Source organism: Halosolutus gelatinilyticus, from assembly GCF_023028105.1.
GTDB lineage: Archaea > Halobacteriota > Halobacteria > Halobacteriales > Natrialbaceae > Halosolutus > Halosolutus gelatinilyticus.
The window spans coordinates 294,164-320,661 of record NZ_CP095492.1 but is presented as its reverse complement, the minus strand read 5'-3'; the positions used below and the strand labels follow the sequence as shown (position 1 = coordinate 320,661).

Here is a 26,498-nt window from a genome sequence, read left to right as displayed (position 1 = left end):
ACTCTAGCTATGCGGTGATATCCTTTGTATATTCTGATTATGTCGGACGCCGACTATCCCCGCACTTCGTCTCCTCATTTTCCTTTCTCTCGAAGATGCGAACGAACTCACCGAAGGATCGGCGATAGATTAATAATTCGGAACCGTTGAAAACGGATATGGAGTATTTCGAGGCAGTCAACTATCTAGCCGGTTTACAGGATACTCGACCGAAATTCGGAACGGGAACGACCGCGGAGATGTTAGACGCCCTTGGAAACCCGCACGACGGCCCTCGGTACGTCCAAATCGCGGGATCTAACGGAAAAGGGAGTACAGCGTGTATGCTCGCACGCGTTCTCCGGGAAGCCGGGTTCGATGTCGGACTGTACACGTCGCCGGACTTGAACGGCCTCCGAGAGCGAATTCAAGTCAACGGGCGAAAGATCCCGAAACGGGAACTGACAGCGCTCGTTGAGCGGATACGTCCCCACGTAGCGGACCGGGCCGCCGCTGATGATGCACCGACCCAGTTCGAGGTTGTGACTGCGCTCGGACTGGCGTACTTCGGCCGGCGAGATGTCGACGTGGCGGTGCTCGAGGTCGGAATCGGCGGCCGCCACGATGCAACGAGCGTCGTCGATCCCGTCGCTTCCGGCGTGACGTCTGTCAGTCTCGAACACACGGACATCTTGGGGGATACCACCGACGAGATCGCTCGCGATAAGGCACAGGTCGCGCCGACGGATCGACCGCTGGTAACCGGTACGACGGGCGAGGCGCTCTCAGCGATTCGCGAGGAGACCAACGTCGTAACCGTGGGAGAAGAGGACGCGGACGTCCTCGTGGAGCCAAACGGGCTCACGTCGCGAACGGAGGAATCGATCGCGATCGAAAGTGCTGACTGGCGCGTCGAAACGCAACTTTCGTTGCTCGGCCGCCATCAGGCGGTCAATGCCGGCATCGCAGCGACGCTCGCGCGCCAATTTGCGGACATCGACGAACGAACACTGGCTCGAGGCCTCCGAAAGGCGCACTGGCCCGGTCGATTCGAGATCGTAGATTCAGATCCCTGCGTCGTACTCGACGGCGCGCACAACCCGGACGCCTGTTCGAAGCTAGCGACGCTCGTCGAACGGTACGACTACGACGACCTCCACCTGGTTTTCGGTGTTCTGCAGGACAAGGATCACAAAGAAATGGCCAAGAATCTCCCGTCGGTCGACGGCGTCGTACTCTGTCGACCGGCCGTCGATCGCGCAGCGAATCTCGACTCGATCAGACGGATTCTCGCGCGCCGAACCGGCGCACCCATCGACATCATACCGTCGGTTCTCGACGCCGTCGAACGGGCGATTCATAGGGCGGATCCCGACGATCTCGTGCTCGTAACGGGATCGCTGTACACCGTCTCCGAAGCCCGCGATCGGTGGACGAGACCGGTAATCCCGAAACGAATGGCAGATCCAACGAGCGTTACTGAACTGTCGTCTTTCGGCGAGCAGTTAGCGGAAGTCGACGTCTCCGAATACACCGTCAAAACCTACTGCCGACCCATCCGGGCCGAGCGACTCAAGGCCCTCATGCTCTCGCTCGGCGGGACGGCGGCCGTTTCGGACATCGACGGCGTCCACCAGCACGTTGACGTGGTTTTGAATGGATCTGCCGCTGAGTTCCGCCGTCTCATCGATCTCCTCGAAGTTAGGGCGGGAGAGCTCTCCCATATCGCCGCTCAGCTCAGAGCCATCCTCAACTTCGACGACGAGCGGGAGACCAGTAGTGCGTTCCCGTGGGACCACCCGGCGATCATGGGGATCTTGAACGTCACCCCGGACAGTTTTCACGACGGCGGCCAGTACGACTGCGTCGAGGACGCCGTGGCCAGAGCGAACCGGCTCGCCGCGGAGGGAGCGAGCATCGTCGACGTCGGCGGTGAGAGTACTCGGCCAGGCGCGGACCCGGTGTCTGCCGAACGGGAGATCGACCGCGTCGTTCCCGTCGTCGAACGACTCGCGGATCGATCGGTCTCGATCGCGGTAGACACACGAAAGGCCGCCGTAGCCGAGGCCGCAATCGAGGCCGGTGCCGACGCGATCAACGACGTGACGGGACTCTCGGATCCCGATATGCGTCGCGTGATCGCTGACCACGATGTTCCCGTCATTGTGATGCACAGCATAGACGCGCCGGTGAACCCGGACCGATCGGTTACCTACGACGACGTGGTCGAGGACGTCATCGGAGAACTCACGGAGCGGATTCTGCTCGCCGAACGCGCCGGGGTCGATCGGGAGCGAATCGTCGTTGATCCGGGAGTCGGGTTCGGAAAGAGCGCCGCGGAATCGTTCGAACTGATCAATCGACTGGATGAGTTCCACGCGCTGGAGTGTCCGATTCTAATCGGTCACTCTCACAAATCGATGTTCGATCGGGTCTCCTGCGGACTGGACGATCGCCTCGCGCCGACAATCGCTGCGACCGCTCTCGCCGCCGACCGCGGCGCCGATATCATCCGCGTCCACGACGTCGCCGAGAACGTCGCGGCGATGCGAACGGCCGAGGCGATGCCGGACTGGACGTGAAGGCGTATCCAAAGCGATCAGGGCGTTCGAACTACGGCTACGAGCCGCACTCCGCGCTCGCGACGGCTGTTTCGGTGGTAACGTTTACGACCTCGGGATATCTACAGGAACAATGCTGCGCTCGTGCACCGGGTGCAGTAGATAGACGACAGCGGACCATGTCAGATCCAGAAATCGAAACGACGTTCAACTCGTTTGCGCGTACAGCTGCCCAAGCGCCCGCAGGTGCTCGAGTCCCAGTCGAAGTCCGGGTCACTGTTTCGGACCCGTTCGAAGCGTATCGGCGGGCGCGAGACGGTTCCGGCGGGTTCTATCTCGAGACGACCGGGGGCCAAGAGGGGTGGGGCTATTTCGGTATCGAACCGAGCGAGCGTATTCAGGTCGGAGCGAACGCGACATCGTTGTGCGAGCGCGAATCGTCGCTGGCCGCCGTCGACGGCCTGCTCGAAAGGGAACGACTCGTTCGAGGCGACTGCAACGTCCCGTATCCGTGCGGCGCCTTCGGCTGGCTCTCCTATGATATCGCTCGCGAACTTGAGGACATCTCGGAGCGGACGCGAAACGAGCGGCGACTTCCGCGGCTCCAGTTGGGCGTCTTCGACTGCGTGGCCGCATGGCAAGAACCTCACGATAGCGATGTCACGCTTTGTATTACTGCCTGCCCCGTAGTCAACGACATGGAGGTGGCCTACCAACGCGGGCTGAAAGCCGCGTTGGACCTCGCGTCGGCTGCAACTACGGGTACGACGGATGTCTCGTCACCGCCTCGGGCGGCGGGCACCGCAGAGTTTGAAAGCGAGTGCGGCTCCAGCGGGTTCGCCGATCGGGTCGAGACCGTAAAGCGGTATATCCGCGACGGTGAGACGTTCCAAGCGAACGTCTCTCATCGACTCACAGCGCCAGCAGCTGTCCATCCCGTGAACGCCTACGCGGCGCTGCGCGACGTCAATCCGGCACCGTACTCGGGGCTGCTCGAGTTTCCGGGCGTAGATCTCATAAGTGCAAGCCCGGAGCTACTCCTCGACGTAGCGGGCGATAGACTGGCGACCGAGCCGATCGCCGGAACGCGACCTCGCGGAGAAACGCCGACGGTGGACGACAAACTCGAGACCGACCTCCGCTCCGACGAGAAAGAGCGCGCGGAACACGCGATGCTCGTCGACCTCGAACGGAACGATCTCGGGAAAGTCTGCGAATACGGAACGGTCGATGTCTCGGAGTACCGGCGCGTCGACCGGTACTCCGAAGTGATGCATCTCGTCTCGCTCGTCGAGGGTCGACTCGGTTCGGAGGCTTCGATCGCTGACGCCATCAGCGCCGTCTTCCCAGGGGGAACGATCACCGGGGCTCCGAAACCGCGGACGATGGAAATAATCGACGAGGTCGAATCGACACGCCGGGGTCCGTATACCGGTAGCATCGCCGCTCTCGGGTTCGACGGGCGTGCTACCCTGAACATCGTCATCCGAACACTTGTCGGATACAAAGACCAGTATCATCTCCGGGTCGGTGCGGGGATCGTCCACGACTCCGAACCGGAACGCGAGTACGAGGAGACCTTGGACAAGGCCGCCGCGCTCATTACCGCCGTCGATTCTGCGCTGGGCGATTGCGCGTCGCTCTCCGTAGAGACGTCCGCGGAGACGCTTGAGGGATCACAATGATACTGATCATCGACAATTACGACTCGTTCGCGTACAACCTCGTTCAGTACGTGGGCGAAGTCGTTTCGTTCGAGGGCTCCATCGCGACTGGGCCCCATACGGACGACGCGTCGTCGCTTGTGGTCCGACGAAACGATGAGATCAGCGTGGACGCGATCTGTGAACTGGATCCCGACGGAATCGTCATCTCGCCGGGACCGGGAACGCCCGAGGAAGCCGGTGTGTCAATGGCCATCTTCGAAGAGACCGAGTATCCGACGCTCGGTGTCTGCCTCGGTCATCAGGCGCTCTGTGCAGCTTACGGCGCTTCGGTCGGCCACGCTCCGGAAGTGATTCACGGAAAGCCGTCGGCGGTAACGCACGACGGGAAAGGACTGTTCGCGGGACTTCCGGAGACCGTCGAGGTCGGTCGATACCACTCGCTGGCCTCGGCCGAAACCGATCTCCCGGAATGCCTCGTCCCGACGGCGCGGACGACCGACGACCGGAACGTCCTCATGGGCGTTCGTCACGACGAGAAGCCACACGTCGGCGTCCAGTTCCATCCGGAGAGCATTCTCACCGACGGCGGGAAACAGATGATCGAAAATTTCTGTGAACGGATCGCAACCGATCGGCCGGCAGTCACTACGGAGTAGCTGTGACGCTGCAGACCGGGCGCTCCGTTCACCGAAATTATTTTCCATATCGGATGTGTTGTTTCGCACGTCGTGATGGGGATTCGGATCGGACGCGACGTGAAACTGGAGCCGGATTCGGTCACAGGATAGCCGGCGTATTCCGCCCCCGAATCGCCCGCTCAACGAGAGGTGTTCACCACGAGATGGCACACGTTATCGACGGTAACGAAGTCGGTGTCCGAATACAGAACGAACTGTCCGCGAGCGTCGAACGGCTTTCCGACTCGGGCGTGACGCCCGGTCTCGCCACCGTTCTGATGAGTGACGACGGCGCGAGTGAGACGTACGTCTCGATGAAGCAACGCGCGTGCGAACAGATCGGGATCGAGGGGTATCATTACGAGATCGGTCCGGACGAACCGGCCGACGAGTTGTTCGACCGCATCGGTGAACTCAACGAGGATCCGTCCGTTCACGGGATTCTCGTCCAGATGCCGGTCCCCGACCACGTCGACGAACAGCGCGTCCTGCGCCGGATCGATCCACTGAAGGACGTCGACGGGTTCCACCCCGAAAACGTCGGCCGACTCGTGGCCGGTGATCCGCGATACAAACCCTGCACGCCGCACGGCGTCCAGAGGCTGCTTGCGGCAGCGGACGCCGATCCGGCGGGAAAAGACGTCGTCGTGGTAGGCCGTTCGAATATCGTCGGGAAACCGCTCGCGAACCTCTTGGTGCAGAAGGCCGACGGCGGAAACGCGACGGTCACCGTCTGCCACTCGCGAACCGACGATATAGCGGCGAAGACCCTCGAGGCGGACATCGTCGTCGCGGCCGCCGGCGTTCCCGAACTGATCGACGCGGAGATGATCACGGATGGAACCACCGTGATCGACGTCGGCGTGAACCGAGTCGACGCGGACAACGAGAAGGGGTATGAGCTCGCCGGTGATGTCGACTTCGAGGACGTCGAGGAGAAGGCCGAGGCGATCACCCCCGTTCCGGGCGGCGTTGGACCGATGACGATCGCGATGCTCCTCTATAATACGGTCAAAGCCGCGAGCCTGCAGGAAGGCGTCGCGATCGAGTTGCCAGGCCAGTAGACGTTGGGCGGAGTCCGCCCTCGATCTCGTCTCGAGTCAGGCGCTGCCTTTAGCGGCGGTAATCGAGTCCCTCGAGGCGTTCCGAACGGAGCGACGGGGCCCGGGTCGAAACATTTATCAAGTTCTGAAAGGTCTCTTGACGTGTGCTTGGGGAAATCGATCACATCGAGATAGAAGCGAGTGACGCCGAAGAAATAGCGGACTTCCTGAAGAAGCTCGGATACGAGGAGCTTCGAACGACGGAACACCACGGGGAATCGTTCGAACTCGAACCTGCGGCCGGCGACGGTCCGATCTTCGAGATCCACACCGTCGAAGGCGAAGAGGTGCCCGGGATCAACCACATCGCGTTCGCCGTCGACGACATCGAGGATGTGACTGACCGGCTCGAAGAAGCCGACGTCGATTCGATCGTGGGTCCCTACGACGTCGAAGCAACCGGTCGCACGATCACGAACTTCCGCGATCCCGACGGGCGTCGCTTCCAGGTCGTCGCGGACAACGACTGAGGCGAACCTGCGTTTTGGTCAGTTCTCCCCTTCGAGCGGGACGTCAAGCAGCGCGGTATTGCTCGAGACAAATCGCACGGGGAGCCGCAGGATTCCGGCCACGAATCGTGATCGGCGAAGAAATTAAGTCAGTCGGAAATGAAGGGGCTTCTATGTCGGAACCAGAACTGGCTCGACTAGGCCACGTCGCGCTCGAGACACCGGACCTCGACGAATCGATGGCGTTCTTCCACGACGCGGTCGGCCTCGAAGTGGTCGATCGGGAGGAGACAACGGCGTATCTCCGCGCAGCCGACGAGTTCGATCATCACTCGCTGATCCTCTCCGAGAGCGAGTCAGCGGGGGTGAGTCACATAGGATGGCAGACTCGGGAACCGGAACACGTGAGCGCGTTCGCCGACCGACTCACCGAGCAGGGGATCGACGTGACTTGGATCGGCGCAGGTGACGAACTCGGTCAGGGAGAAGCGATCCGGTTTCGAACGCGAAACGGACACGAGTTTGAGATCTATTACGAGATGGAAAAACCCGATCCGCCGGAAGAGCGGCGATCGCGCCTCAGAAATCGCGTATACTCGCCTACGGAAACGAATCCGATCGCACCACGGGATATCGATCACGTCCAGATATGGGACCCAGATGTGGTCCGGATCTCGGAGTGGCTGCAGGAGACTCTCGGGTTCGAGGTCCACGAGTACTACGACCTCGAGGACGGGTCGCGGTGGGGGACATGGCTCAGCGCCGGGGGTTGTAAGATCGACGTCGCGATTATCCGGGACGACGACGCAGACGTCGCGTCGTTCAACCACGTCGCCTACACCGTTGACAATGCGAACGCGCTGTTCGACGCGTACGATGCGATGAAAGAGCGGGAGCTCCCCGTCGACGGTCTCGGTCAGCACTCCGTCTCGAGGGGGAAATTCTGCTACACGAGGGATCCCGTTACCGACCACCGGATCGAGTTCAGCGACGGCGGATACGTCGTCTTCGATCCCAACTGGGAACCGATCGCGTGGAACGAGACCGATCTAGAAGAGCGGCAGTGGATCGGCGGGTTCGACGGCTTGGAGTCCGTTCGGTACTGACGAATCTGTTCGCGAGCCGGTTTCTACCGATCACCGGTGGTCGCGGGGACGCTGCCATTCCGGAGCATGCTGCACTGAGATGAGCTGCGGAGGGGGAGCAGAAACACGGCTGACAATCAGAGGCTGAGGTTGGCTGTGTGTTACCGTTCCCCTCCGACTGTATTTGTTGCGCCCGGAAAGAATAAATGTCACGGAAATTTTTAGCGCGTTACGTGATCGATAGAAGAACAGCATGAATCATCATGCGGTTCCCTATCTGCCGCCGTCGGATCCCGTAGCGCCCCACTGACGCGGTCAGAGCGGCCTGCACCGGTATCGGTACCGCTCGAGATTCGCTTCGAGCGGTAACCCCTCTTCGAGAAGCTCGAACCATCGTTCCGTAGCGGTCCGTCCGGTCGCGTTCGACGGCCGCCTTATAGAAGGTGCCGAGACAATGGCACTATCTAACGCCGTTCGGACGCATTGATATCCAGCCACTCGGTAACGCCGCGCAGTGTTTCCGAGTATATCGGAGACAGATTGGCGTCACCGTCGTCTTATTGCAGAAGTACGGTTGTAACGGGGTGTCATTTTAATGATTTTTCGAGCACGGATGATAGTAGCTGGTTCGAGTATTTCGGACGCAGATAGCAGGATGATAACACCAGCCACGCGATCGACCGGGATCCAATTCGTCGGTCGTGGTCCCGTTCTTGACGAGAGCGGCCTCGAATGACGACGAAAAACTATTTGTATGGCACCCCCAATATGGTTCGTATTGACATGGTAAACAAGAACGCAGAGCCAACCATGGGTGTCAAGAGGCGGAATTTTCTGGGGACCGTCGGCGCGACGGTCGGGATCGCCGGACTCGCCGGCTGCTCCGGGACGTCCAATAGCGGTGTTACCCTCGGACTGCTGATTCCGAGCAGCGGGTCGTTTTCGCTCACCGGACAGGAGGTTCGTCGCGGGGCGGAGATGGCGAGCAAGCACCTCGGCGGAGAGATCGACGGCATGGATCTCGGATTCATCGAGCGAGACACCGGATCGGAGCCCGACGGCGCCCTCGAGGGTGCACGGGAACTGGTTCGAGAGGAGAATGTCGACGCGATCATCGGACCCTCCTCGAGCGCCTCCGCGCAGTCGGTCCTCCCGTACATCCACGACCAAGCGCAGGTCCCGATCCTCCCGACGCAGGCGTCCAGCGTCGACGCTCGCACGGGGGATAACTGTACCGAGTACTCGTTTTTTATCTGGCCGAGCAACCGACACACGGCACCAGTCGGCGTCGAGTTCATCTACGACCTTCCCGGCCACATCGATCGGGACTTCAATCCGGACGAAGTGCACTTCGTCTCGCCCGATTACGCGCTCGGGCAGAACAACCAGGAGTTGGTCGAGGAAGAGATGGCCGCCCAGGGAGGGGAAGTCACCGGCTCGACGCTCGTGCCGATCGGCACACAGGACCTGTCGTCCTATCTCGCCGAGATTCAGGACAGCGATGCGGACGTCGTGACGGGCGTGCTAACCCCGGACATGGCAACCCGGCTGATCAATCAAGCGGCCGACTTCGGCCTCGCCGAGGAGAAGATACTGATGTTCAACTCGGGGAAGCCGGTCGACCAACTCACGCAGGCTAGCGTCGGCGAAACGGCCAGCGGCTGGTTCGGAACGACGTTTTACGATCCGACGAGCGACTCGGAGATCAATCAGGCCTTCCAGGACCTGTATCCGTCTGACTCGGACCTCCTCCCGAACACCTCCTGCGGCAGCGGGTTCGAACCGGTCCGGGCCGTCGCGACCGCGGTCGAGCAGACCGGATCGACGGATGCTGACGATCTGACCGACGAGCTCAGTGGTCTCGAGTGGGATTCGATCTTCGGACCTGCGATGTTCCGAGAGGGCGACGGACAGATCGAACTGAACTTCACCGGCGCAGCGAGAGACGGGACGGAGTTCCTATCGCTGGAGGAGTACAACAACGTTATCCCGGAGAACAGTTGTTGACTCGACACGCTGCGAACGGTCGTTCGGTCTCGTCGGCGCGGCGCCGACCCGATCGAGGGAATCGTCCTCAGTACTACTATCCGAATTTCCCGCACGATCACGGCACAGCGAATCGAAATGTTCTCTGTTCGCTGATATCCGATCGCTCACGAGCAGCGAGATGGAGTAGTTCGGCTCGGCGGACGGGCAGTGATGACCGGGATAGCGGTTCGGCCAGTCCCTCGCGAGTCTCGATGCCGCATTCGGCCGGACAACCGAGAGAGTATTCAGCCATGATCCACGTCATTGACGGCGACGATATCAGAGATCGCATCAAACGGCAACTGACAGCGAGCATCGAGACGCTCGGAGGCGTCGGCGTAATGCCGGGGCTAGCGACCGTTCTCACGAACGACGACGCGAGCGAGACGTACGTCTCGATAAAACAGCAGGCCTGTGCTGACGTCGGAATCGAGTGTACGCGTATCGATACTCCCGAAAACATTAACCCGCCTAGGAGAGACGTACCGATATACGACACCATGGATCGCGTGACATCGTCGTTCGATTCGAACCCAGGCGGAACGACCGAGGCGGCGGCCGGTCCGAACCAGAGTCAAAACACGGTATTAGAGACGAGCGGTCTCACGAAAGAGTTCGACTCGTTACTCGCCGTCAACGACGTGAATTTCGCGCTCGAGTCGCAGGAGATTCACGGGCTCATCGGTCCCAACGGCGCCGGAAAAACAACGCTCGTCAACCTCATCACGGGCAAGTTGCAACCGACTGACGGGACGATCGAATTCAAAGGAGAAGACATCGCCGGTCTGTCGCCGTCTGAGATTGGACGACGCGGTATCGGCCGCTCCTTTCAGGTCGTCCAGTACTTTCCCGAGATGACCGTCAGGAAGCACTTTCATTTGGCCGTGCGCGATCCTACGAGGACGATAACGAGCGTCTTCGATCGGAGTACCGATCACACTGACCGCATCGAAGAGATAGCGGAACGGGTTCACTTGACGGATCGACTCGACGACGTCGCGAAAGACCTCTCGCACGGGGAGAAGCGATTTCTGGACATCGGTCTCGTCCTCGGACTCGACGCGGACGTGATTCTGTTCGACGAGCCCGCAGCGGGACTCAATACCGCCGAGTCGGAGGAACTGATGGAAATCATCAGGGAGATCCGAGACGAGTACACGATACTGATCATCGAACACGATGTCGAACTCGTCCGCCGCCTCGCCGATCGGATCACCGTCCTCCACGACGGGGAGACCCTCGCGACGGGCACCCCGGACGAGATCGTCACGAACGCTCGCGTCAAGGAGGTGTATCTAGGTGAGTGACCTCCTGACCGTTCGCGATCTCTCGGCGTACTACGGCGAGAGTCAAGTCCTGTTCGACGTCGATATCGACGTCGAGAAGAACGGCGTGATCGGAATCTTCGGTCGGAACGGAATGGGCAAGACGACGCTGTTGGACAGCATCGTCAACCGGATCGACAGGAAAGCGGGGACGATTCGATTTCGCGGAACCGATATCACGGACTGGCCCACTCACGACATCATCCGCCAAGACATCGCCTACGTCCCCGAGGATCGGGAGATCTATCCGGCCCTTTCCGTTCGCGAAAATCTCGAGGTCGCGACGCCGAAAGGGCTCTCGGACGAGGTGAAAGCGGAGCGGATACGGACCGTGTACGATCGGTTCGAGCGATTGGAAGAACGAGCCGGACAGCGAGGGGGGACGCTCAGCGGCGGCGAGCAACAGATGCTTGCTATCGGACGGGCGCTCGTCACGGAACCGGATCTGTTACTCCTCGACGAACCGACTGAGGGGCTAGCTCCGATCATCGTCGACGACGTCGTCAGCGCGCTCGAAGAGTTGGCTGCTCGGGACCAAGCGGTATTGCTGGTCGAGCAAAACATCACGAAGACGCTGCCGCTCATCGAGCGCGGATACATCATCGAGGGTGGAGAGATCGTCGTTGAAGGGACAGCAGACCGACTCAGCGACGAAACGCTCCACGAGGAGTATCTGACCATTTGATCGACCCGCTTCGCCGAAGCGAACTGTCGTCGCAAACCGGCCTGCTTATTCGTTGCTCCGCGCGATAATCGTCCCGACCGTCAGTAAACGGTCGGTCGAACCGACGGCGTCAGTTCGATCACAGAAAATATAATAGGGGATAGAACCGTGCTAACTAGTGTAATGAGATCTACCCGCAGGTCGATTGAAAGGGAGATGTCTTCTCGGACGAGACGGATGATTACGAGAGGGATACCCGATGGGGGGACATGATGTACTACGTTCAGTTCATCTCCCCGGACCAATTCATCACGTACTTTCTGAACGGTCTCAGCGAGGGAATGATCCTCTTCCTCGTCGCTAGCGGTCTCACGCTGATCTTCGGACTGGTCGGGCTAATCAACTTCGCACACGGCGGGATGCTCGCGTTAGGGGGATACATGACGATGGTCATCCTCCAGCGAACCGGTAGCTTCTGGGTGAGCCTGATTGTGGCGATGCTGCTCATCGCGGCGGTAGGTCTGGCTCTCGAGCGAACGATTATCCATCGCGTCTACGAGAAACCGCTCCTCGGGTTTCTCGGCACGTTCGGAATAGGATTGGTCATCGAGGAGCTGATATCGTACCGGTTCGGAGATCAATCGTACAGCATCTCGGCGCCACTCTCCGGCGGGGTAGAGGTATTCGGCGTCAGTTACCCCCGTTATCGGATCTTCGTGATCTTCATCGGTGCGACTACCGCGTTGCTCATCGGAGCATTACTCACGCGGACGCGGCTCGGGTTGGAGGTGCACGCGACAGCGAACAAGCCGTCCACGGCTGAGATCCTCGGTGTTGATTCGACGAAGGTGTACACGTTAACCTTCGTCCTCGGAACGGCGCTGGCCGCGCTCGCGGGCGGGCTCACGGCACCAGTTACGTCGGTGTCGCCCGGAATCGGGATGGAGTACATGACCATGGCCTTCCTCGTCATTATCGTCGGCGGGATGGGGAGTTTTAAAGGGTCGTTCTTCGTGAGCATGATCGTTGGACAAATCAACGCGTTTGGATGGTTGTTCCTCGAGCAAACCTACGTCCAAATACTGATATTCATTAGCGCCATGATTTTCATCCTGTTCAAACCACACGGGTTCTTTGGAAAACCGGAGGTATTCGAATGAGTGCTCCTGTGGAGCGCGTACGGGGGTACCTCGGACACGATCCTCGTCGGTTGGTGCTACCGATCGCTACCTTCGGATTACTGGTCCTCCCGATCGTCAGTCCAAACGATGTCAGCATCGCCACACAAGCGCTACTCTTCGGCTTGTTCGCCATCTCGGTCGACATCGCCTTGGGCTATACGGGCCTCCTCACCCTCGCTCCGGCGGCATTCTTCGGAATCGGGGGGTACTCCCTCGCGAAAATAGTCGTCGACTACGGCGGCTCGTTCTGGCTCGGATTCCCCGTCGCGATCGTCGTCGCGGCTGTCACCGCACTTCTCATCGGATACACCCCGATCAAACAGCGGATCAGCATGGTCTACTTCGCACTGTTCACGTTAGCGTTCGGCGTTATCGCGTACGATTTCGTCTACGTCACGACGTCGTTCACCGGTGGATCGAACGGTCTCGCGTTCATTTCGCCGCCGACCGTCTTTGGCGTCGACCTGAGCGACTTGGTCGCGTACTACTACTTCACGCTCTTAGTGGTCGCCGTCGTCGCGGGGGGACTATATCTCTTGCTTCGTTCAGACTACGGCGACGTCCTCCATGCGACACGGCAGAACGAACTTCGGATGCGCTATCTCGGCTACAACACCGACCGGGAGAAACTGATAGTGTGGATCCTCTCCGCCGTCGTTTCGTCCATCGCGGGCGCCGTGTACGTCGCGTCTATCGGTATCGCCTCGCCGTCTATCATGTCGTTTGCGCTCACCGGCGAGGTCCTTATCTGGGTCGTCGTAGGGGGCGCCGGCACCTTCGCCGGCCCCTTCTTCGCGGCATTCGCCCTGACGTTCCTAGAGAACAGTCTCGGTAGTCTCTGGGCAGAGGGTTACCTACTCGTCCTTGGGATTCTCTTCGTCGCGTTCGTGTTCCTCTTTCCCGAGGGGATCGTGGGTCGATTCTGGGATGAGAGCAAGTGAGATCATGTGGGAAACTATTTTTCGGCTGCACCACCGCGGTTTCGTGTGCGAGCGCCGAGCGCCCGTTCTCGAATTCGGCGTCGGTGAGCGAACGAGGCTCGTAGTCGGTCAAGGCGACGTCGCGACGTAGCGCTCGTTGACCGGCCTTCCTGCGAGGAGTCGCTTTGTGTTCGTCGCAAGCCGATCGATCCCCTCCCGTCGACTCTCGAGCGTCATCGCAGAGATGTGTGGCGTCGCAACGACGTTGTCGAACTCCAGCCACTCGGCGGTCGAGTCAACCGGTTCCTCGGCAAAGACATCCAAACCGGCCCCTGCGATCGAACCCGACCGGAGTGCGTCTACAAGCGCACCGTTACGGACGACGGGTCCGCGAGCCGTATTGATGAGCACGGCGGACGGTTTCATGCAATCGAGTTCCCTCTTACCGATCATCCCACAAGTCTCGTCGGTCAGTTCCGTCGTCAGCATGACGACGTCGCTCTGTTCGAGGAGATCTTCGAGCGAGACCATGCTCGCACCTACCAGTTCGCTATCGATATCATGCACGTAGGGATCGTGAGCGAGGAGATCGACGTCGAAACCCGAGAGGAGGGTCCCGACTCGCTTTCCGACATTGCCGAATCCGACGATACCGATGGTCGACCCGAAGAGCCGAGAGCCGAGCGAGTACTCGTCGCGCCACGCATCGCATTCGATGAGACGGCGCGCTTCCGTCAGTCGGCGCAGCGTTGCGAGGGTCAATCCGACGGTGTGTTCCGCCACCGAGAGCGCGTTGTGTCCCGGCGTATGAGTAACCGTGACGCCACACTCGGCGGCCGCTTCGATATCGATCGAATCGATGCCGGTTCCCAGCTTCGCGATCACATCCAGCTCCGGGGCGCTCTGGATCACCTTACGAGAGAGGGGGACGCGAGAGGTAACGAATGCGATGTCGGCCGTCTCGATCGTTGCCCCCAGTGCTGGCTGTTCGATATCGATTCCTTCGATCACGTTCCATGCGTCCGGTAGCTGCTCCGTCAGCCGCGATGTCGGTGTAATGTCTTGGTCGATGATAGCTCGAGTCACGAGTCGACGATCGTTTTACAACTACTTGAGGCTACTGCCATTTCGCCGACGAAACGGGAGACAGGAGCCGGAGATCACCGTCGATCATCGGTGTAGGGAACCGGTGCGACGGTGACGCTGATTTCCGTCCGTTCGTGACGCTCGATGTGCGTACTCGACGCATCATCCGGCTCGCCCCAGACGAGCGTGAGCTCGGTACCGGGTTCGCTGAGATCGGTATCGACGACGGCCAACGAGAGCATTGCCCGTTCGTTGTACGTATACGCAGCCCACATCGACACGCCAACGGTATCTGTCCCGTTCAGTACCGCGTCGTAGTGTGCGGCCGACCGCCACGGAACCGGGAAATCCAAGAATTTCTCCGTGGAACCCTCCGTGAACAGGGAACCAAAGACATCGATCACGTCCTCGGCGTTCCACTCGAGGGTTACGAGTCGGCGACTGGGGTCCTCAACCTCTTCCTCGAGCGCCTCGCGCCCGACGAAGTTGCGATCGAAATCGATGAGTCGTCCGTAGCCGAGTTCGACCGGCGTGAGGTAGTAGTCCGTGATGTCATCCGACTCGAAGCTCCCGGCGATCGAGTAGTTGGCCTCGAGACTGCGGGCGCTCAACCACTCCCGATACTCCCGCATCGCTCCGCCGTCGTAGATAGCGGCCAGCGGCATCCCGACCCAGCCAGAGATGACCGACGAACTGCCGTAGCTCTTCGATCCCAACCGACGGATACCGTACTCCTCGCCGGCTTCGAGTACTGTCTCTCTGACCTCGTCGCTGTCCTTCCAGTCGCCCCAAAACTCGAAGCCGGGTTCGCCCGCCATCCCGTGGCGCAGGAGATCGACGTCGTGCCCGCCGATCGAGGCCGACTCGAAGTTGAAGAAGCCGATCTCGGGCAGGGGTTCGTCCGTCACCTCTTCCATGATCTTGATCGCTTCCGGCCCCTGCACTTGGTATCGGAAGTTCGTCGGCGGGCCGTCTCGAACGCCCGACGTCTCGTCGCGTTCGACGGTCACGTCGTAGTCGCCAGCTTCGATGTTGAACTGGAGCCAGTTGGGCGCTTGCGGTGGACCGACGAAAGCGAGTTCGTCCTCGTCGAGACGAAGCAGGATTCCGTCGCCAATGAAGTATCCGTCTGGGTTACAAACGACCAACTGTTTGGCTTGTCCCACTGTGAAGTTATCGAAGTCATTGACGGCGTAGTCGGTGAAAGCCTCGAACACGTCCGGTCCCGTGACCCACATATCGACCATGTGGTGTGATTGGTCTGCGAACGCGCAACTCTCCTTCCACGCTCGTTGTTCCTCGATCCAGTGGGTATACTCGTCGGAAACGACCGGGAATCCGAACGCGCCTCCCTCCAGCGTTCTGAGCAGATCGACAGGGGACTCTGCGTCCCGTACCACGTCCTCTAGGCTTTGCTCGTGCATGATCTTACTACATGCGAGACATTGCCACCCCTCCAAATAAGCGTTCCTCTCGGAACGATTCTTCACGGATCAAGGACGAAAACGAAGCGCTCGCCGTGAGCGGATTATATCACGAGTCGGAGCAGACACCTTGCGTTATGTCGCTCGTTACGAACGGCGATGATCCGCATCGCCGGTTGTGACTTCGATATCTGGCCCGCGAAACGGTGGCGTACGAGTCGAGTACCGGGGAAACTGCTGCTTCATACTATGCTGCCGGGCCGAGTCCCATTGTCTATCGGTTGTCCTCGCTGTACGGAGAGGGGGCGACGGTCGCACGGATCTCCGTTTGGGCGTGGCGTTCGACCTTCGGATTGGTGTTGTCCTCGGGTTCTCCCCAGATGAGCGAGACTTCGGTACCCGGGTCACTGTATTCCGTGTCCACGACCGCGAGCGAGAGCAACTCACGCTGGTTGTAGATGTAGCCCTGCTCCGTCGAAACGCCGACGTGGTTGCCGTCTTTCAGTACTTTATTGTACTGGCAGGCAGACGAACGCGGATGCGGGAACTCCATGAACTTGTACGTCTCGCCCTCGCTGAACAGCGAGGCAAAGACATCGATGACGTCCTCATCGTTCCAGACCAGCGTCACCTTCTCGCGGTCAGGATCCCCGACTTCCTTCTCGAGGGGTTCCTTCCCCACGAAGTCTTGATCGAAGTTGATGATGTGGCCGTAGCCGAGTTCGGTTGGGGTGAAGTAGTAGTCCGTGATATCGTCCGACTCGAAGCTGCCCCCGATCGAGAGAAGGCCCTGGCCGACATCCAGCCACTCGCGATAGTCCTGCAGTTCCTCCTCAAAGATCGCGGGAACGACGAGGGGAATCCAGCCCAGGATTTTATTCGGCGTCTGGTAACTCTCGGCACCGAGATGTCGGATACCGTACTCCTCGCCAGCGTCGAGGACGATATCCTTGACCTCATCGCCGTACTCGTACGGGCCCCAAAACTCGAAGCCGGGTTCGCCCGCCATCCCGTGGCGCAGGAGATTGACGTCGTGCCCGCCGATCGAGGCCGGCTCGAAGTTGAAGAAGCCGATCTCGGGCAGGGGTTCGTCCGTCACCTCTTCCATGATCTTGATCGCTTCCGGCCCCTGCACCTGGAACCGGAAATTGTTCGGGTCCTCGCCGGTCGCGACGGGTCGGGGCTGAATTTCGCCTGAGACGTCGTAGTCGCCCGTCTCGATGTGGTACTGGAGCCAGTTGTGAGCGGCCGCACCGCCGACGCTGAGGAATTCGTCGTCGTCCAAGTGGAAGAGAATGGCGTCACCGATGAAGTAGCCGTTGGGGTTCGCGACCACGAGCTGTTTGGCCTTCCCGGGTTCGGACGTCTCGAAGTTGTTGACGCCGTACTCCGAGTAGAAGTCGACTGCGTCCGGTCCTTCCACGTAGTGATCGGTCATGTGATACGACTGGTCGGCGAACGCACACGTTTCCCGCCAGGACCGCTGTTCCTCGATCCAGTGAGTGATCTCGTCGGGAACCTTCGTGAATTTGCCGACGCCCAGGTCGCGCATCAGATCGACGGGGCTTCCGGCGGCTTGCGCCGCTTCTTCCATACTGTCGCTAAAGGACCATGCTCTCTCGTTACTCATTGGCAAATCGCAATTAAAGGGTCTTTCTTCGACCACTTATAACTTTCGCATAATGGCAATAACGCGTCTCGCCCGGCGATCGTTGCTGCCGAGCTAGAATCGGTTCACCGACCTCTCGTGGCCGATCGGACGAACGGTGACCAAGCGGATTACTTCAGGTTCTTCGCGCTTCGTCGATCGAGTTTGCCCGTCGCAGTCCGCGGTAGCGATTCGTCTACAAAGTGGTACGTTCGTGGTCGCTCCATCCGAGCAATCTCGTCGCTCTCGAGGCACCACTCGTCTAGTTCCACCGCCGTGAGCTCCGGATCCGACGGATGGACGTATGCAGTAACCTTTTCACCGTATTTTTCGTCCTCAACGCCGACGACCGCGGATTCCTCTACGCTGGGATGCGCGTTCAGTCGCTCCTCGATGGGGGACGGATACACCTTGATCCCTTTCGACATGATCTGGAAGTCAGTTCGGCCTTCGAGGTAGAGGAAGCCCTCCTCGTCTCGGTAGCCGACATCCCCGGAGTACCACCAGCCGTCTTCGAAGACCCGCTCGGTCTTTTCGGTCCGTGACCACGCCCAAACCGGACAATCGGGGGCTTTAATGGCGATTTCGCCTCTTTCACCGGTCGGTTTCACGTCCTCGTAGCTCCCGTCTCGGTCTACGATCCGGATCTGTACTCCGGGGACCGGTTTGCCGACGCTCTCGATGCGACCCTCCTCGAGTTCATCATTCGTCATCACGGTGGCATATGCCTCGGTTGCCGCGTACGAGTTTCGGACGACGTCACAGATGTTCTCGCGCAACCGCTCGAGCGTCGTCGCGTCGAGCACCTCTCCTGCCGACGTGATCACCCGGAGGGAACTCACGTCATATTCGTCGAACGAATCGAGGTTGAGAATCTCCCGCCACATCGTGGGAACCAAGAGCGCAGTCGTCATCTCGTGTTCGTCGATCATCCGAAGATACGTCTCCGGGTCCCACGAGTCGAGGAAGTAGGTGGTCGCGCCGGACGCGAGCGCTGGCAGCATGACCGAGTACCACGCCGCAAACGAGGGGGTGAAGACGTGCGGTTGTCGCGCCGACCGATTAACGTCGTAGACGCTGACGAGCGTCGTCGCCCTAGAGTACAGTCCCCGGTTCGTGTGACACCAACCCTTTGGCTTCCCCGTCGTCCCCGACGTCCACATCACCGCGGCGATGTCGTCTTCGCGGATCCGTACGTCGGGTTCAGTGGTCGATTGATCGGCGAGAAACGAGTCGAACGATCGCTCGTACTCAGCCCGCGCGTCGCCGACATTGGCGACGAGATCGAGGTCGGTCGAGATCTTCTCCCGTACGCGTTCCTCGAAGAACCCCGACGTCTCCTCGTCGACGACGAGCGCTCGCGGTCTAATCGTATCGATGCAGTACTCGAGCGTATTCGGCGAGGCACGAGTGTGAAGGTTCGAGACCGTACAGCCCGCCTTGAGCGCTCCGTTCCAGAGCGTCGCGTGCTCGAGGGAGTTCTCGCAGAGGAACGCCACTCGATCGCCTTGACCGAGCCGTTCGTTGAAGGCGTTCGCGGCCTGTTTGCTTTGCGTATCGAACTTGTTCCACGTCACCGTTCGACCGTCGAGCCCGTTGCCGAACGCGGTCTTGTCGGGATTGTTCTTCGCGGCGATACTCGAGAGGTCCTTTATCGCCGGAACTTCGGGTGTTGAAGTGTGATGCATAGTTTACTTCAGCTGGCTCGTTTACCGCTCGAGGGCTTTGCTATGTGAGTAGCGTGAGCACGAAGTATTTCGGCGCGGTCAAGATACAGTGTTTGTGTTTCTCTCACCATCTACCTAGCAGTGGCGATGGCAGAATATTAAAAATTCCGCCGTGTGAGGGAGAGTGCCAGTCCCGGGATACGCTTGTTGACGCGCTGTACTCTCACATCGGGGAAAGTTACTTATGAAAGTGCGGCAATTCTCGGGTGATGTTCCAGTACGAGTGGAAGTGCGCTTGGGGACACGTAGATCCCCACGGTATCGCCTACTACCCAAGACTTGTCAACGCGATGCACCGTGCCGGTGAGGAATTCATGGACGACATTGGCATGGCGTATTGGGATATCCCGGACGAACACGATGTTCACTTGCCGCTTGTAGCGATGAACATGGACTTTGAGCGGCCGGTGGAGGTCGGCGACGTCATTCGAATCTCCGTCGAACCCGATATCGGTAACAAGAGCCTCGGAATGGAATTTACGGCCTCTCACGAAGACGGAACGACCGCGTATACCGGTCACGAACAGCACGTCTGCGTTTCGACGGCAGATAACCAGAGTTGCACGCTACCCGAGGAACTCAGCCGAGCTATCGCGAACGGAGTTGAGTAATCAGCTAGTCCACGCGCGACGCACTCCGAAGCCACTGTTTTCGCCTGCTGGTCGTTCGACGATTTCAGTCGTAGTACGGCACCTGACGATCAAATCGAGGCCTTCTCAACTGTGGTTCCTCGTAGTGATCACCGAGAGGCGATTCTCGGTGAGGAGCACGCCTCCGAACGTGACCGACGCCCGCAACGAGGCAAATCAACCTTCTTCGAGTCGCGGGTAGCGATACGGTTTGAGAACAACACGCCCTACACGAGGGCTCGCTTCGAGCGTCACCGACTCGCGGGAGTGCCCGGCCATCGCAGCCCTTCCGGACCAACTCGACTGGGTTTTGCCAGCTTAAGGGATACCCGCAGGCGCCATATTGTTTCCGAGATAGTCGGATAGTTCGTACCGATATTGATACTGATCCGCTTTCGAGGGCACAAAGCGCCGACAGTCCAGCGTTCGAGGCATACATCTATTACACTAGTACGGCTGTAAAATATGGACAAGGGCCTGAGTGAGAGGCTCTATCGTACGAACGCCGACTCGACGTCCAAGAATCACATCCGGATATTACGGATCCACCAAACAGACCCATTCCAATCCCCGTCTAGAGTGAATCCGGTCGCTATAGCGGCGTCCGAGAGCGGGCGTATCGAAGTATTGTGATCCAGACAGATCCACCGTAACCTGCAAGTGTGATTCCGCGGATCTTCGAGGCTTCGGTCGTCGATACCGCGTCAGCGCAGTTGCCGATCGGTCGTGGCTTTGTCTGCCTTGCCTCCGGAGTACCGGTTCAGTTGGGTGAATCGATACGAGGGAGAAACGTACTGTACACCGATTTCTCTCACGCGATCGGAGGGATTTGCGGCGGGTTTCCACAGTCGATCAACTATGTCCTCGGTACTGGTCGACGATCCCGATACGTCGATCAACTGATTCCGAGCATGCGAGTATTTCGGATATCTCAGTTAGGATCGCACGACGAATGATTCTAACCGGGAGCGCGCATCTCGGCGGATTCGGCTCCGGCTATGGGCTCTCATCTTTTCCTCTACCGGTATATTTAACACATTAGCAAAAGACGCTCACGACATGATAGGAGAGATAGATCACATCGAAATCGAGGTTAGTGACGCGGACGAGATGACAAATTTTTTGAAGAAGTTAGGGTACGAAGAGCTTCGAACGACGGAACACCACGGAGAATCCGTAGAACTCGAGCCGGCGGATGGTGACGGTCCGATCTTCGAGATCCACACCGTCGAAGGCGAAGAGGTGCCCGGGATCAACCACATCGCGTTCGCCGTCGACGATATTGAAGGAGTGACCGAGCAGCTCGAGGCCGAGGATGTCGATTCGATCGTCGGCCCCTACGAGGTGGAGGCGACAGACCGGCAGATCACGAACTTCAGAGACCCCGACGGACGGCGTTTCCAGGTAGTCGCGGACGAGTAGATCACAGCGGCCAGCGTAAAACAGCAGACACCATGGACCAGCGAAACAGCTTGCGAGAACGGATCGAGAACGGAGACGTTGTCTACGGAGCGCGCGCTTCGACGTTTTCCCCGACGATCGTCGAGATCTACGGGGAGCTAGGGATCGACTTCGTGTGGTTGGACTTCGAGCACATGGGCCCAAGTCCGTACGATAGCACGGTTTTCGAGGAACTCACACGCGCCGCAGAGGTCGGCGGAATCGACCTGTTCGTTCGACTTCCGTCGGGCGATCCGCCGCTCGTCCGAAAGGTGCTCGATGCGGGCGTGCGGAACCTCCTCATCCCGCGCGTGGACACCGCCGACGAGATCCGAGCGGCAGTGGAAGCGAGCCGCTTCGTCTACGAGGGTGAACCAGGCGAGCGGGGAATGGCTAGCGGTCGATCCCGGACCTGGGGTTTCACCGACGACTACGTGGCGACAGAAGACGACGAGGTCTGCGTCGGCGCGATGATCGAGAAGACCACCGCGATCGACGAGCTTGAGGGAATCCTCTCCGTCTCGGACCTCGGGTTCGTCTTCGTCGGCCCCTCCGACCTGTCAGTGCAGATGGGGCATCCGACGAACAAGAATCATCCCGACGTGAGGGGCCAAATCGAAGAGATTGAGGCCGCTTGTCGTTCGGCCGGCGTTCCGATGGGCAGGATCGAGAACGAGCCGGACGCCATCGAGGCGGCGGTCGAAGACGGTTATCAGATTATTCGAATGGGCGGTGACCTTAGTTCGATCCGTTCGACGCTTGAGGAGCGGCTCCGGCGGATCTCCCGGTGAAGAACGTACCGGCGGGATCGAATCAACGCCGTCGTTTGGTCCGCACGTTTCTGGAAGGCTCGTGTAACGACGGACGCGACTAACCGAAGAGTGTATACTTCTGTGTGTGAGTGTATCTATTACACACGATGAGGAAGGAGTTCGAACTGCCGGACGTCGGCGAGGGCGTGGCCGAAGGAGAACTCGTCACTTGGCGCGTCGACGTCGGTGATCGCGTAGAAGAGGACGAGGTGATCGCCGAGGTCGAGACCGACAAGGCGCTCGTCGAAATTCCATCGCCTTACGACGGGGAGGTAGCAGAACTGCGCGCCGAGGAGGGTGACGTCGTTCCCGTCGACGAAGTGTTCATTGTCTTCAGCGTCGACGACGAAGTTGCTACCGGCGACGACACGAACGAGAGTGAACGAGGGAGTGACGAAGCTACAGATGTCGACGCGTCCGCCGAGACTGCCGTGAGCTCCGAATCGGCAGACCTGCCAGGGTCGCCAAATGAGGAGAACGAATGCGTTCACGACGAGCGCGCGTTCGCACCGCCCAGCGTGCGGCGACTCGCACGCGAACTGGACGTCGATCTTGCGGCGCTCCGGACCGACGGCGCTCGGGTCACGAAACGCGACGTCCGCGAGGCCGCGCGGGAAGCGAGTGAAGCGGAGGAGACAACCTCGACGTCCCGTGATGGGGCGAGCCCCGAATCGACCGTGGCCGGATCTCCCGATGCAACGTCGGGAATCGACACCCATTCAGGTACCGATAACAGGATCCGATCCGTGGGCGACGATGAGCGCGCCGACCGCGACAGGACGCTCGCGATGCCGGCGACTAGGCGGCTCGCCCGCGAAACGGGAATCGACATCGATGTCGTGCCCGCTAGCGAGCGGCGAAACGGCGAGGCGTTCGTGACGCCCGAGGACGTTCGTGCTTACGAGGCGGACGATCACTCGTCGGACGCTGCAGCAGCCGAGACACGGTCCCGGCGTCGAGAGCGGACGACCGGGGATCCCCGGCCCGGCGATCGAATTCCCTACACCGGCATCCGACGAACGATCGGCGAGCGGATGGCGGAGTCAAAATACACGGCTCCGCACGTGAGCCACCACGACGAGATCGAAGTCTCGAAGCTCGTCGACGTACGCACCCAGCTCAAAGCGCGTGCGGAAGAGCGTGGAATCCGGCTCACCTATCTTCCGTTCGTCGTCAAAGCGGTAGTGGCGGCGCTGAGATCGGTTCCGCAAGTCAATGCCGAACTCGACGAAGAGAACGAAGAGATCATCCTCCACGGCGAATACAACATCGGGATCGCCGTCGCCAGTGACGCCGGTCTCATGGTCCCGGTGATCGAAAACGCCGATCGGAAGGGGCTGCTCAAGATTGCCCGCGAAATCGACGACAAGGCCGAACGGGCCCGAGAGCGATCTATCAGGCCCGAAGAACTCCGCGGAAGCACGTTTACGATCACCAATATCGGCGCCGTCGGCGGCGAGCACGCGTCGCCGATCATTAACTATCCCGAGGCGGCGATTCTCGCGCTTGGTTCGCTGGAGGAGCGACCGTGGGCCGAAGATGGCGAGATCGTCGCCCGGCCGACGCTTCCGATCTCCATGTCGGCCGACCACCGAATCATCGACGGGGCCGAGGCCGGACGGTTCACGAACGAGGTCAAACGATACCTGAACGATCCCAACCTGCTACTGCTCGAATAATGGTCGTTGGAGACGTACCAACTGGAACGGACGTACTGGTCATCGGCGGCGGTCCGGGGGGCTATACGGCCGCGATCCGCGCCGCACAACACGGACTCGATGCGACGCTCGTCGAGAGAGAAGCGTACGGTGGGACCTGCCTCAACTACGGGTGCATTCCATCGAAAGCGCTGCTCGCTGCGACTGATATCGCTCACGAGGCTCGTAACGCCGAGGAGGTGGGCATCCACGCCGATCCGACGATCGATATGCGGACGCTCGTCGAGTGGAAAGACGAAGTCGTCGATCAGTTGACCGGCGGCGTCGAGACACTCTGCGAGGCCAACGGCGTGAATCTGATCGAAGGAACGGCGGCGTTCGTCGACGAGCGGACGGTTCGTATCGCCCACGGCGGAGAGGGTCAGGGAAGTGAATCAGTCGAGTTCGAACACGCCGTTATCGCGACGGGAAGTCGCCCGCTGACGATCCCTGGCTTCGACTTCGAGGACGACCCCATCTGGTCTTCGCGCGATGCGCTGGATGCCAGTACAGTCCCGGACGAACTCCTCGTCGTCGGCGCGGGCTACATCGGGATGGAACTTTCGACGGCGCTCGCGAAGGCCGGCGCTGACGTTACAGTCGTCGAAATGCTCGACGACGCCCTTCCGAATTACGGAGACGACGTCACCCGAGTGGTCCGGGATCGGGTGGAAGCGCTCGGCGTCGAGTTCCATTTCGGCGAGCGGGCGATCGAGTGGCGAGACGAGGACCGAATCGAGGTCGTGACCGAAATCGACGGCGGCGACGAGGCCGTCTATGCTGCCGATCGCGTGTTAGTCTCCGTCGGCCGCGAGCCCGTGACCGACGGGCTGAGGCTGGACGAGATTAGTCTCGAAACCGACGAACAGGGCATTCTACCGACTGATGACCGCATGCGGACCGACATCGAACACGTCACGGCGATCGGCGACGTAGCCGGCGAACCGATGCTTGCTCACGCGGCTATGGCGGAGGGGCTCGTCGCCGCCGGCGTCGCGGCCGGCGAACCGGTCGCCGTGGATCACCGAGCCGTTCCCGGGGCCGTGTTCACCGATCCCGAAATCGGGACTGTCGGGATGACCAAAACTGAGGCGGCAGACGCCGGTTACGAGCCCATCGTCGGAACGATGCCGCTGCGGGCCAGCGGTCGGGCGCTCACCATGTCCGAGCCGGACGGGTTTGTGCGGCTCGTTGCCGACAAAGAGACAGAGTTCGTCCTCGGCGGAGAAGTCGTCGCCCCTGAGGCCTCGGAGCTGATCGGCGAAATCGGCCTCGCCGTCGAGATGGGGGCGCGCCTCGAGGACGTCGCGTTGACGATCCACGCGCACCCGACGCTCTCGGAGGCGGTGATGGAGGCAGCTGAAAACGCTCGAGATCGAGCCATCCACACGCGAAACCGGTAACCACGGCGTCGAGCGTAGAGGGACTCAGTAGGAGACGGTCTCCGCGATCGCTTCCTCGATCCGCGGCGGATGCGGGAGGTAATAGTCTTCCATCGAGAGCAGCGGGACCGGGGCGTCGAAGCCGGTCACGCGGTTGACCGGAGCCTCGAGGAACATCAGCGCCTCGTCGTTGATCGTCGCAATGATCTCACCACCGAACCCGCCGGTTTTGGCCGCCTCGTGAACGACGACGCAGCGGCCGGTCTTGCGGATCGACTCGAGGATCGTCTCGCGGTCGAGCGGCGAAATTGACCGCAGATCGATCACATCGGCGTCGACGCCGAGATTCTCGACGGCCTCGAGCGTGTTGTGCATCATTGCGCCCCACGAGATGACCGTGACCGCTTCGCCCTCCCGTCGGATGGCCGCCTCTCCTAGCGGCTCAGTGTAGGTCCCTTCGGGAACATCCTCGCGCAGCGAGCGATAGACGCGTTTGGGCTCCATGAACAGTACAGGATCGGGATCGCGAATTGCGCTGATGAGCATCCCCTTGGCGTCATGGGGGGTCGACGGGATCGCGACCTTGAGACCGGGGACGTGGCTGTAGGCGCCCTCGAGGCTCTCGGAGTGGTGTTCGAGTGCGCGGACCCCGGCCCCGTACGGGGTACGGACGACCATCGGTGCCGTGAGTTCGCCACGGGTACGCCAGCGGATCCGACTGGCGTTCGTCACTAACTGGTCAAAGGCCGGCGGGAGAAATCCCGAGAACTGGATTTCCGCGATCGGCCGGAAGCCGTGAGTTGCAAGGCCGATCGCTGAGCCGACGATAGCGATCTCCGATAGCGGGGTGTCGAGGACGCGTTCGGCGCCGAACTCGTCTTTGAGCCCCTCGGTCGCGCGGAAGACGCCGCCGGATTCGGCGACGTCCTGTCCGAAGACCAGCGTCCGGTCATCATTGGCCATCTCCTCGTGCATCGCGTCATTGACCGCCTGAATGATCGTCGCGTTCATGAG

21 protein-coding genes and 1 pseudogene are annotated in these 26,498 nt (G+C 60.3%); 17 read left to right on the top strand and 5 right to left on the bottom strand.

Annotated elements, in window-relative coordinates; all coding sequences use genetic code 11:
- The first annotated feature begins 158 nt into the window (after positions 1–158).
- From folP to MUH00_RS20490, 12 genes and pseudogenes are all read left to right on the top strand, one after another.
- A complete protein-coding gene (folP, locus tag MUH00_RS20540; protein ID WP_247004143.1) occupies positions 159–2,561 on the top strand; it encodes a dihydropteroate synthase in 2,403 nt (800 codons plus the stop codon).
- A gap of 158 nt (positions 2,562–2,719) precedes the next feature.
- Complete coding sequence (pabB, locus tag MUH00_RS20535; RefSeq protein WP_247004142.1) at positions 2,720–4,225, top strand: aminodeoxychorismate synthase, component I; 1,506 nt, start codon at positions 2,720–2,722, stop codon at positions 4,223–4,225.
- Entirely contained in the window at positions 4,222–4,863 is a 642-nt protein-coding gene (locus MUH00_RS20530; RefSeq protein ID WP_321576099.1) for an anthranilate synthase component II, read from the top strand. The genes pabB and MUH00_RS20530 overlap by 4 nt, the downstream gene beginning before the upstream one ends.
- 185 nt (positions 4,864–5,048) lie before the next feature.
- Positions 5,049–5,948 carry a tetrahydrofolate dehydrogenase/cyclohydrolase catalytic domain-containing protein gene (locus MUH00_RS20525; RefSeq protein ID WP_247004141.1) on the top strand — a complete coding sequence of 300 codons (900 nt, stop codon included), beginning with the start codon at positions 5,049–5,051 and terminating at the stop codon, positions 5,946–5,948.
- Between the two features lie 143 nt (positions 5,949–6,091).
- Entirely contained in the window at positions 6,092–6,457 is a 366-nt protein-coding gene (locus tag MUH00_RS20520) for a VOC family protein (RefSeq protein WP_247004140.1), read from the top strand.
- Between the two features lie 152 nt (positions 6,458–6,609).
- The gene (locus tag MUH00_RS20515; RefSeq protein ID WP_247004139.1) at positions 6,610–7,542 is read left to right on the top strand and encodes a VOC family protein; all 933 of its coding nucleotides are present in this window, start codon (positions 6,610–6,612) and stop codon (positions 7,540–7,542) included.
- Between the two features lie 789 nt (positions 7,543–8,331).
- Positions 8,332–9,528 (top strand): ABC transporter substrate-binding protein, encoded by a 1,197-nt coding sequence (locus tag MUH00_RS20510; protein ID WP_247004138.1) that lies wholly within the window; start codon positions 8,332–8,334, stop codon positions 9,526–9,528.
- Between the two features lie 233 nt (positions 9,529–9,761).
- Positions 9,762–9,956 (top strand): annotated as a pseudogene (locus tag MUH00_RS23275) (hypothetical protein); the annotation flags it as partial.
- Positions 9,957–10,049: 93 nt separating this feature from the next.
- On the top strand, positions 10,050–10,856 hold the full coding sequence (locus MUH00_RS20505) for an ABC transporter ATP-binding protein (protein ID WP_247004137.1): 807 nt from the start codon (positions 10,050–10,052) through the stop codon (positions 10,854–10,856).
- Entirely contained in the window at positions 10,849–11,559 is a 711-nt protein-coding gene (locus tag MUH00_RS20500) for an ABC transporter ATP-binding protein (RefSeq protein WP_247004136.1), read from the top strand. The genes MUH00_RS20505 and MUH00_RS20500 overlap by 8 nt, the downstream gene beginning before the upstream one ends.
- A 248-nt stretch (positions 11,560–11,807) precedes the next feature.
- The gene (locus MUH00_RS20495) at positions 11,808–12,698 is read left to right on the top strand and encodes a branched-chain amino acid ABC transporter permease (protein ID WP_247004135.1); all 891 of its coding nucleotides are present in this window, start codon (positions 11,808–11,810) and stop codon (positions 12,696–12,698) included.
- A gap of 8 nt (positions 12,699–12,706) precedes the next feature.
- Positions 12,707–13,660, top strand: coding sequence for a branched-chain amino acid ABC transporter permease (locus MUH00_RS20490; protein WP_247004134.1), 954 nt, complete (start codon positions 12,707–12,709; stop codon positions 13,658–13,660).
- A gap of 108 nt (positions 13,661–13,768) precedes the next feature.
- Here the strand turns inward: MUH00_RS20490 and MUH00_RS20485 are convergent, their stop codons facing one another.
- From MUH00_RS20485 to MUH00_RS20470, 4 genes are all read right to left on the bottom strand, one after another.
- Positions 13,769–14,725 (bottom strand): NAD(P)-dependent oxidoreductase, encoded by a 957-nt coding sequence (locus MUH00_RS20485; protein ID WP_247004133.1) that lies wholly within the window; start codon positions 14,723–14,725, stop codon positions 13,769–13,771.
- A 74-nt stretch (positions 14,726–14,799) separates the two neighbouring features.
- Positions 14,800–16,185 (bottom strand): hypothetical protein, encoded by a 1,386-nt coding sequence (locus MUH00_RS20480; RefSeq protein ID WP_247004132.1) that lies wholly within the window; start codon positions 16,183–16,185, stop codon positions 14,800–14,802.
- 238 nt (positions 16,186–16,423) lie between these two features.
- Positions 16,424–17,743 carry a hypothetical protein gene (locus MUH00_RS20475; protein WP_247004130.1) on the bottom strand — a complete coding sequence of 440 codons (1,320 nt, stop codon included), beginning with the start codon at positions 17,741–17,743 and terminating at the stop codon, positions 16,424–16,426.
- 185 nt (positions 17,744–17,928) lie between these two features.
- Positions 17,929–19,485 carry a class I adenylate-forming enzyme family protein gene (locus MUH00_RS20470; RefSeq protein ID WP_247004128.1) on the bottom strand — a complete coding sequence of 519 codons (1,557 nt, stop codon included), beginning with the start codon at positions 19,483–19,485 and terminating at the stop codon, positions 17,929–17,931.
- A 248-nt stretch (positions 19,486–19,733) separates the two neighbouring features.
- Between MUH00_RS20470 and MUH00_RS20465 the strand changes: the two genes are divergently transcribed.
- The 5 genes from MUH00_RS20465 to lpdA all read left to right on the top strand — a co-directional run bounded on the left by MUH00_RS20465 (position 19,734) and on the right by lpdA (position 25,505).
- Positions 19,734–20,135, top strand: a complete 402-nt coding sequence (locus tag MUH00_RS20465; RefSeq protein ID WP_247004127.1) for an acyl-CoA thioesterase — start codon at positions 19,734–19,736, stop codon at positions 20,133–20,135.
- Between the two features lie 1,077 nt (positions 20,136–21,212).
- Entirely contained in the window at positions 21,213–21,575 is a 363-nt protein-coding gene (locus MUH00_RS20460; protein WP_247004126.1) for a VOC family protein, read from the top strand.
- A 32-nt stretch (positions 21,576–21,607) separates the two neighbouring features.
- The gene (locus tag MUH00_RS20455; RefSeq protein ID WP_247004125.1) at positions 21,608–22,384 is read left to right on the top strand and encodes an HpcH/HpaI aldolase family protein; all 777 of its coding nucleotides are present in this window, start codon (positions 21,608–21,610) and stop codon (positions 22,382–22,384) included.
- A 128-nt stretch (positions 22,385–22,512) separates the two neighbouring features.
- Positions 22,513–24,084 carry a 2-oxo acid dehydrogenase subunit E2 gene (locus MUH00_RS20450; RefSeq protein ID WP_247004124.1) on the top strand — a complete coding sequence of 524 codons (1,572 nt, stop codon included), beginning with the start codon at positions 22,513–22,515 and terminating at the stop codon, positions 24,082–24,084.
- Positions 24,084–25,505 carry a dihydrolipoyl dehydrogenase gene (gene lpdA, locus MUH00_RS20445; RefSeq protein ID WP_247004123.1) on the top strand — a complete coding sequence of 474 codons (1,422 nt, stop codon included), beginning with the start codon at positions 24,084–24,086 and terminating at the stop codon, positions 25,503–25,505. The genes MUH00_RS20450 and lpdA overlap by 1 nt, the downstream gene beginning before the upstream one ends.
- Before the next feature lie 24 nt (positions 25,506–25,529).
- On the opposite strand, the gene MUH00_RS20440 is transcribed toward lpdA, so the two are convergent.
- Positions 25,530–26,495, bottom strand: coding sequence for an alpha-ketoacid dehydrogenase subunit beta (locus MUH00_RS20440; protein WP_247004122.1), 966 nt, complete (start codon positions 26,493–26,495; stop codon positions 25,530–25,532).
- Positions 26,496–26,498 lie beyond the last annotated feature (3 nt).

Bases quoted from the DNA above. Each gene is read 5' to 3' on its own strand.
- folP (WP_247004143.1), top strand. From the start codon at position 159: ATGGAGTATTTCGAGGCAGTCAACTATCTAGCCGGTTTACAGGATACT.
- pabB (WP_247004142.1), top strand. From the start codon at position 2,720: ATGTCAGATCCAGAAATCGAAACGACGTTCAACTCGTTTGCGCGTACA.
- MUH00_RS20530 (WP_321576099.1), top strand. From the start codon at position 4,222: ATGATACTGATCATCGACAATTACGACTCGTTCGCGTACAACCTCGTT.
- MUH00_RS20525 (WP_247004141.1), top strand. From the start codon at position 5,049: ATGGCACACGTTATCGACGGTAACGAAGTCGGTGTCCGAATACAGAAC.
- MUH00_RS20515 (WP_247004139.1), top strand. From the start codon at position 6,610: ATGTCGGAACCAGAACTGGCTCGACTAGGCCACGTCGCGCTCGAGACA.
- MUH00_RS20510 (WP_247004138.1), top strand. From the start codon at position 8,332: ATGGGTGTCAAGAGGCGGAATTTTCTGGGGACCGTCGGCGCGACGGTC.
- MUH00_RS20505 (WP_247004137.1), top strand. From the start codon at position 10,050: ATGGATCGCGTGACATCGTCGTTCGATTCGAACCCAGGCGGAACGACC.
- MUH00_RS20495 (WP_247004135.1), top strand. From the start codon at position 11,808: ATGATGTACTACGTTCAGTTCATCTCCCCGGACCAATTCATCACGTAC.
- MUH00_RS20475 (WP_247004130.1), bottom strand. From the start codon at position 17,743: ATGGAAGAAGCGGCGCAAGCCGCCGGAAGCCCCGTCGATCTGATGCGC.
- MUH00_RS20470 (WP_247004128.1), bottom strand. From the start codon at position 19,485: ATGCATCACACTTCAACACCCGAAGTTCCGGCGATAAAGGACCTCTCG.
- MUH00_RS20465 (WP_247004127.1), top strand. From the start codon at position 19,734: ATGTTCCAGTACGAGTGGAAGTGCGCTTGGGGACACGTAGATCCCCAC.
- MUH00_RS20460 (WP_247004126.1), top strand. From the start codon at position 21,213: ATGATAGGAGAGATAGATCACATCGAAATCGAGGTTAGTGACGCGGAC.
- MUH00_RS20455 (WP_247004125.1), top strand. From the start codon at position 21,608: ATGGACCAGCGAAACAGCTTGCGAGAACGGATCGAGAACGGAGACGTT.
- MUH00_RS20450 (WP_247004124.1), top strand. From the start codon at position 22,513: ATGAGGAAGGAGTTCGAACTGCCGGACGTCGGCGAGGGCGTGGCCGAA.
- lpdA (WP_247004123.1), top strand. From the start codon at position 24,084: ATGGTCGTTGGAGACGTACCAACTGGAACGGACGTACTGGTCATCGGC.
- MUH00_RS20440 (WP_247004122.1), bottom strand. From the start codon at position 26,495: ATGAACGCGACGATCATTCAGGCGGTCAATGACGCGATGCACGAGGAG.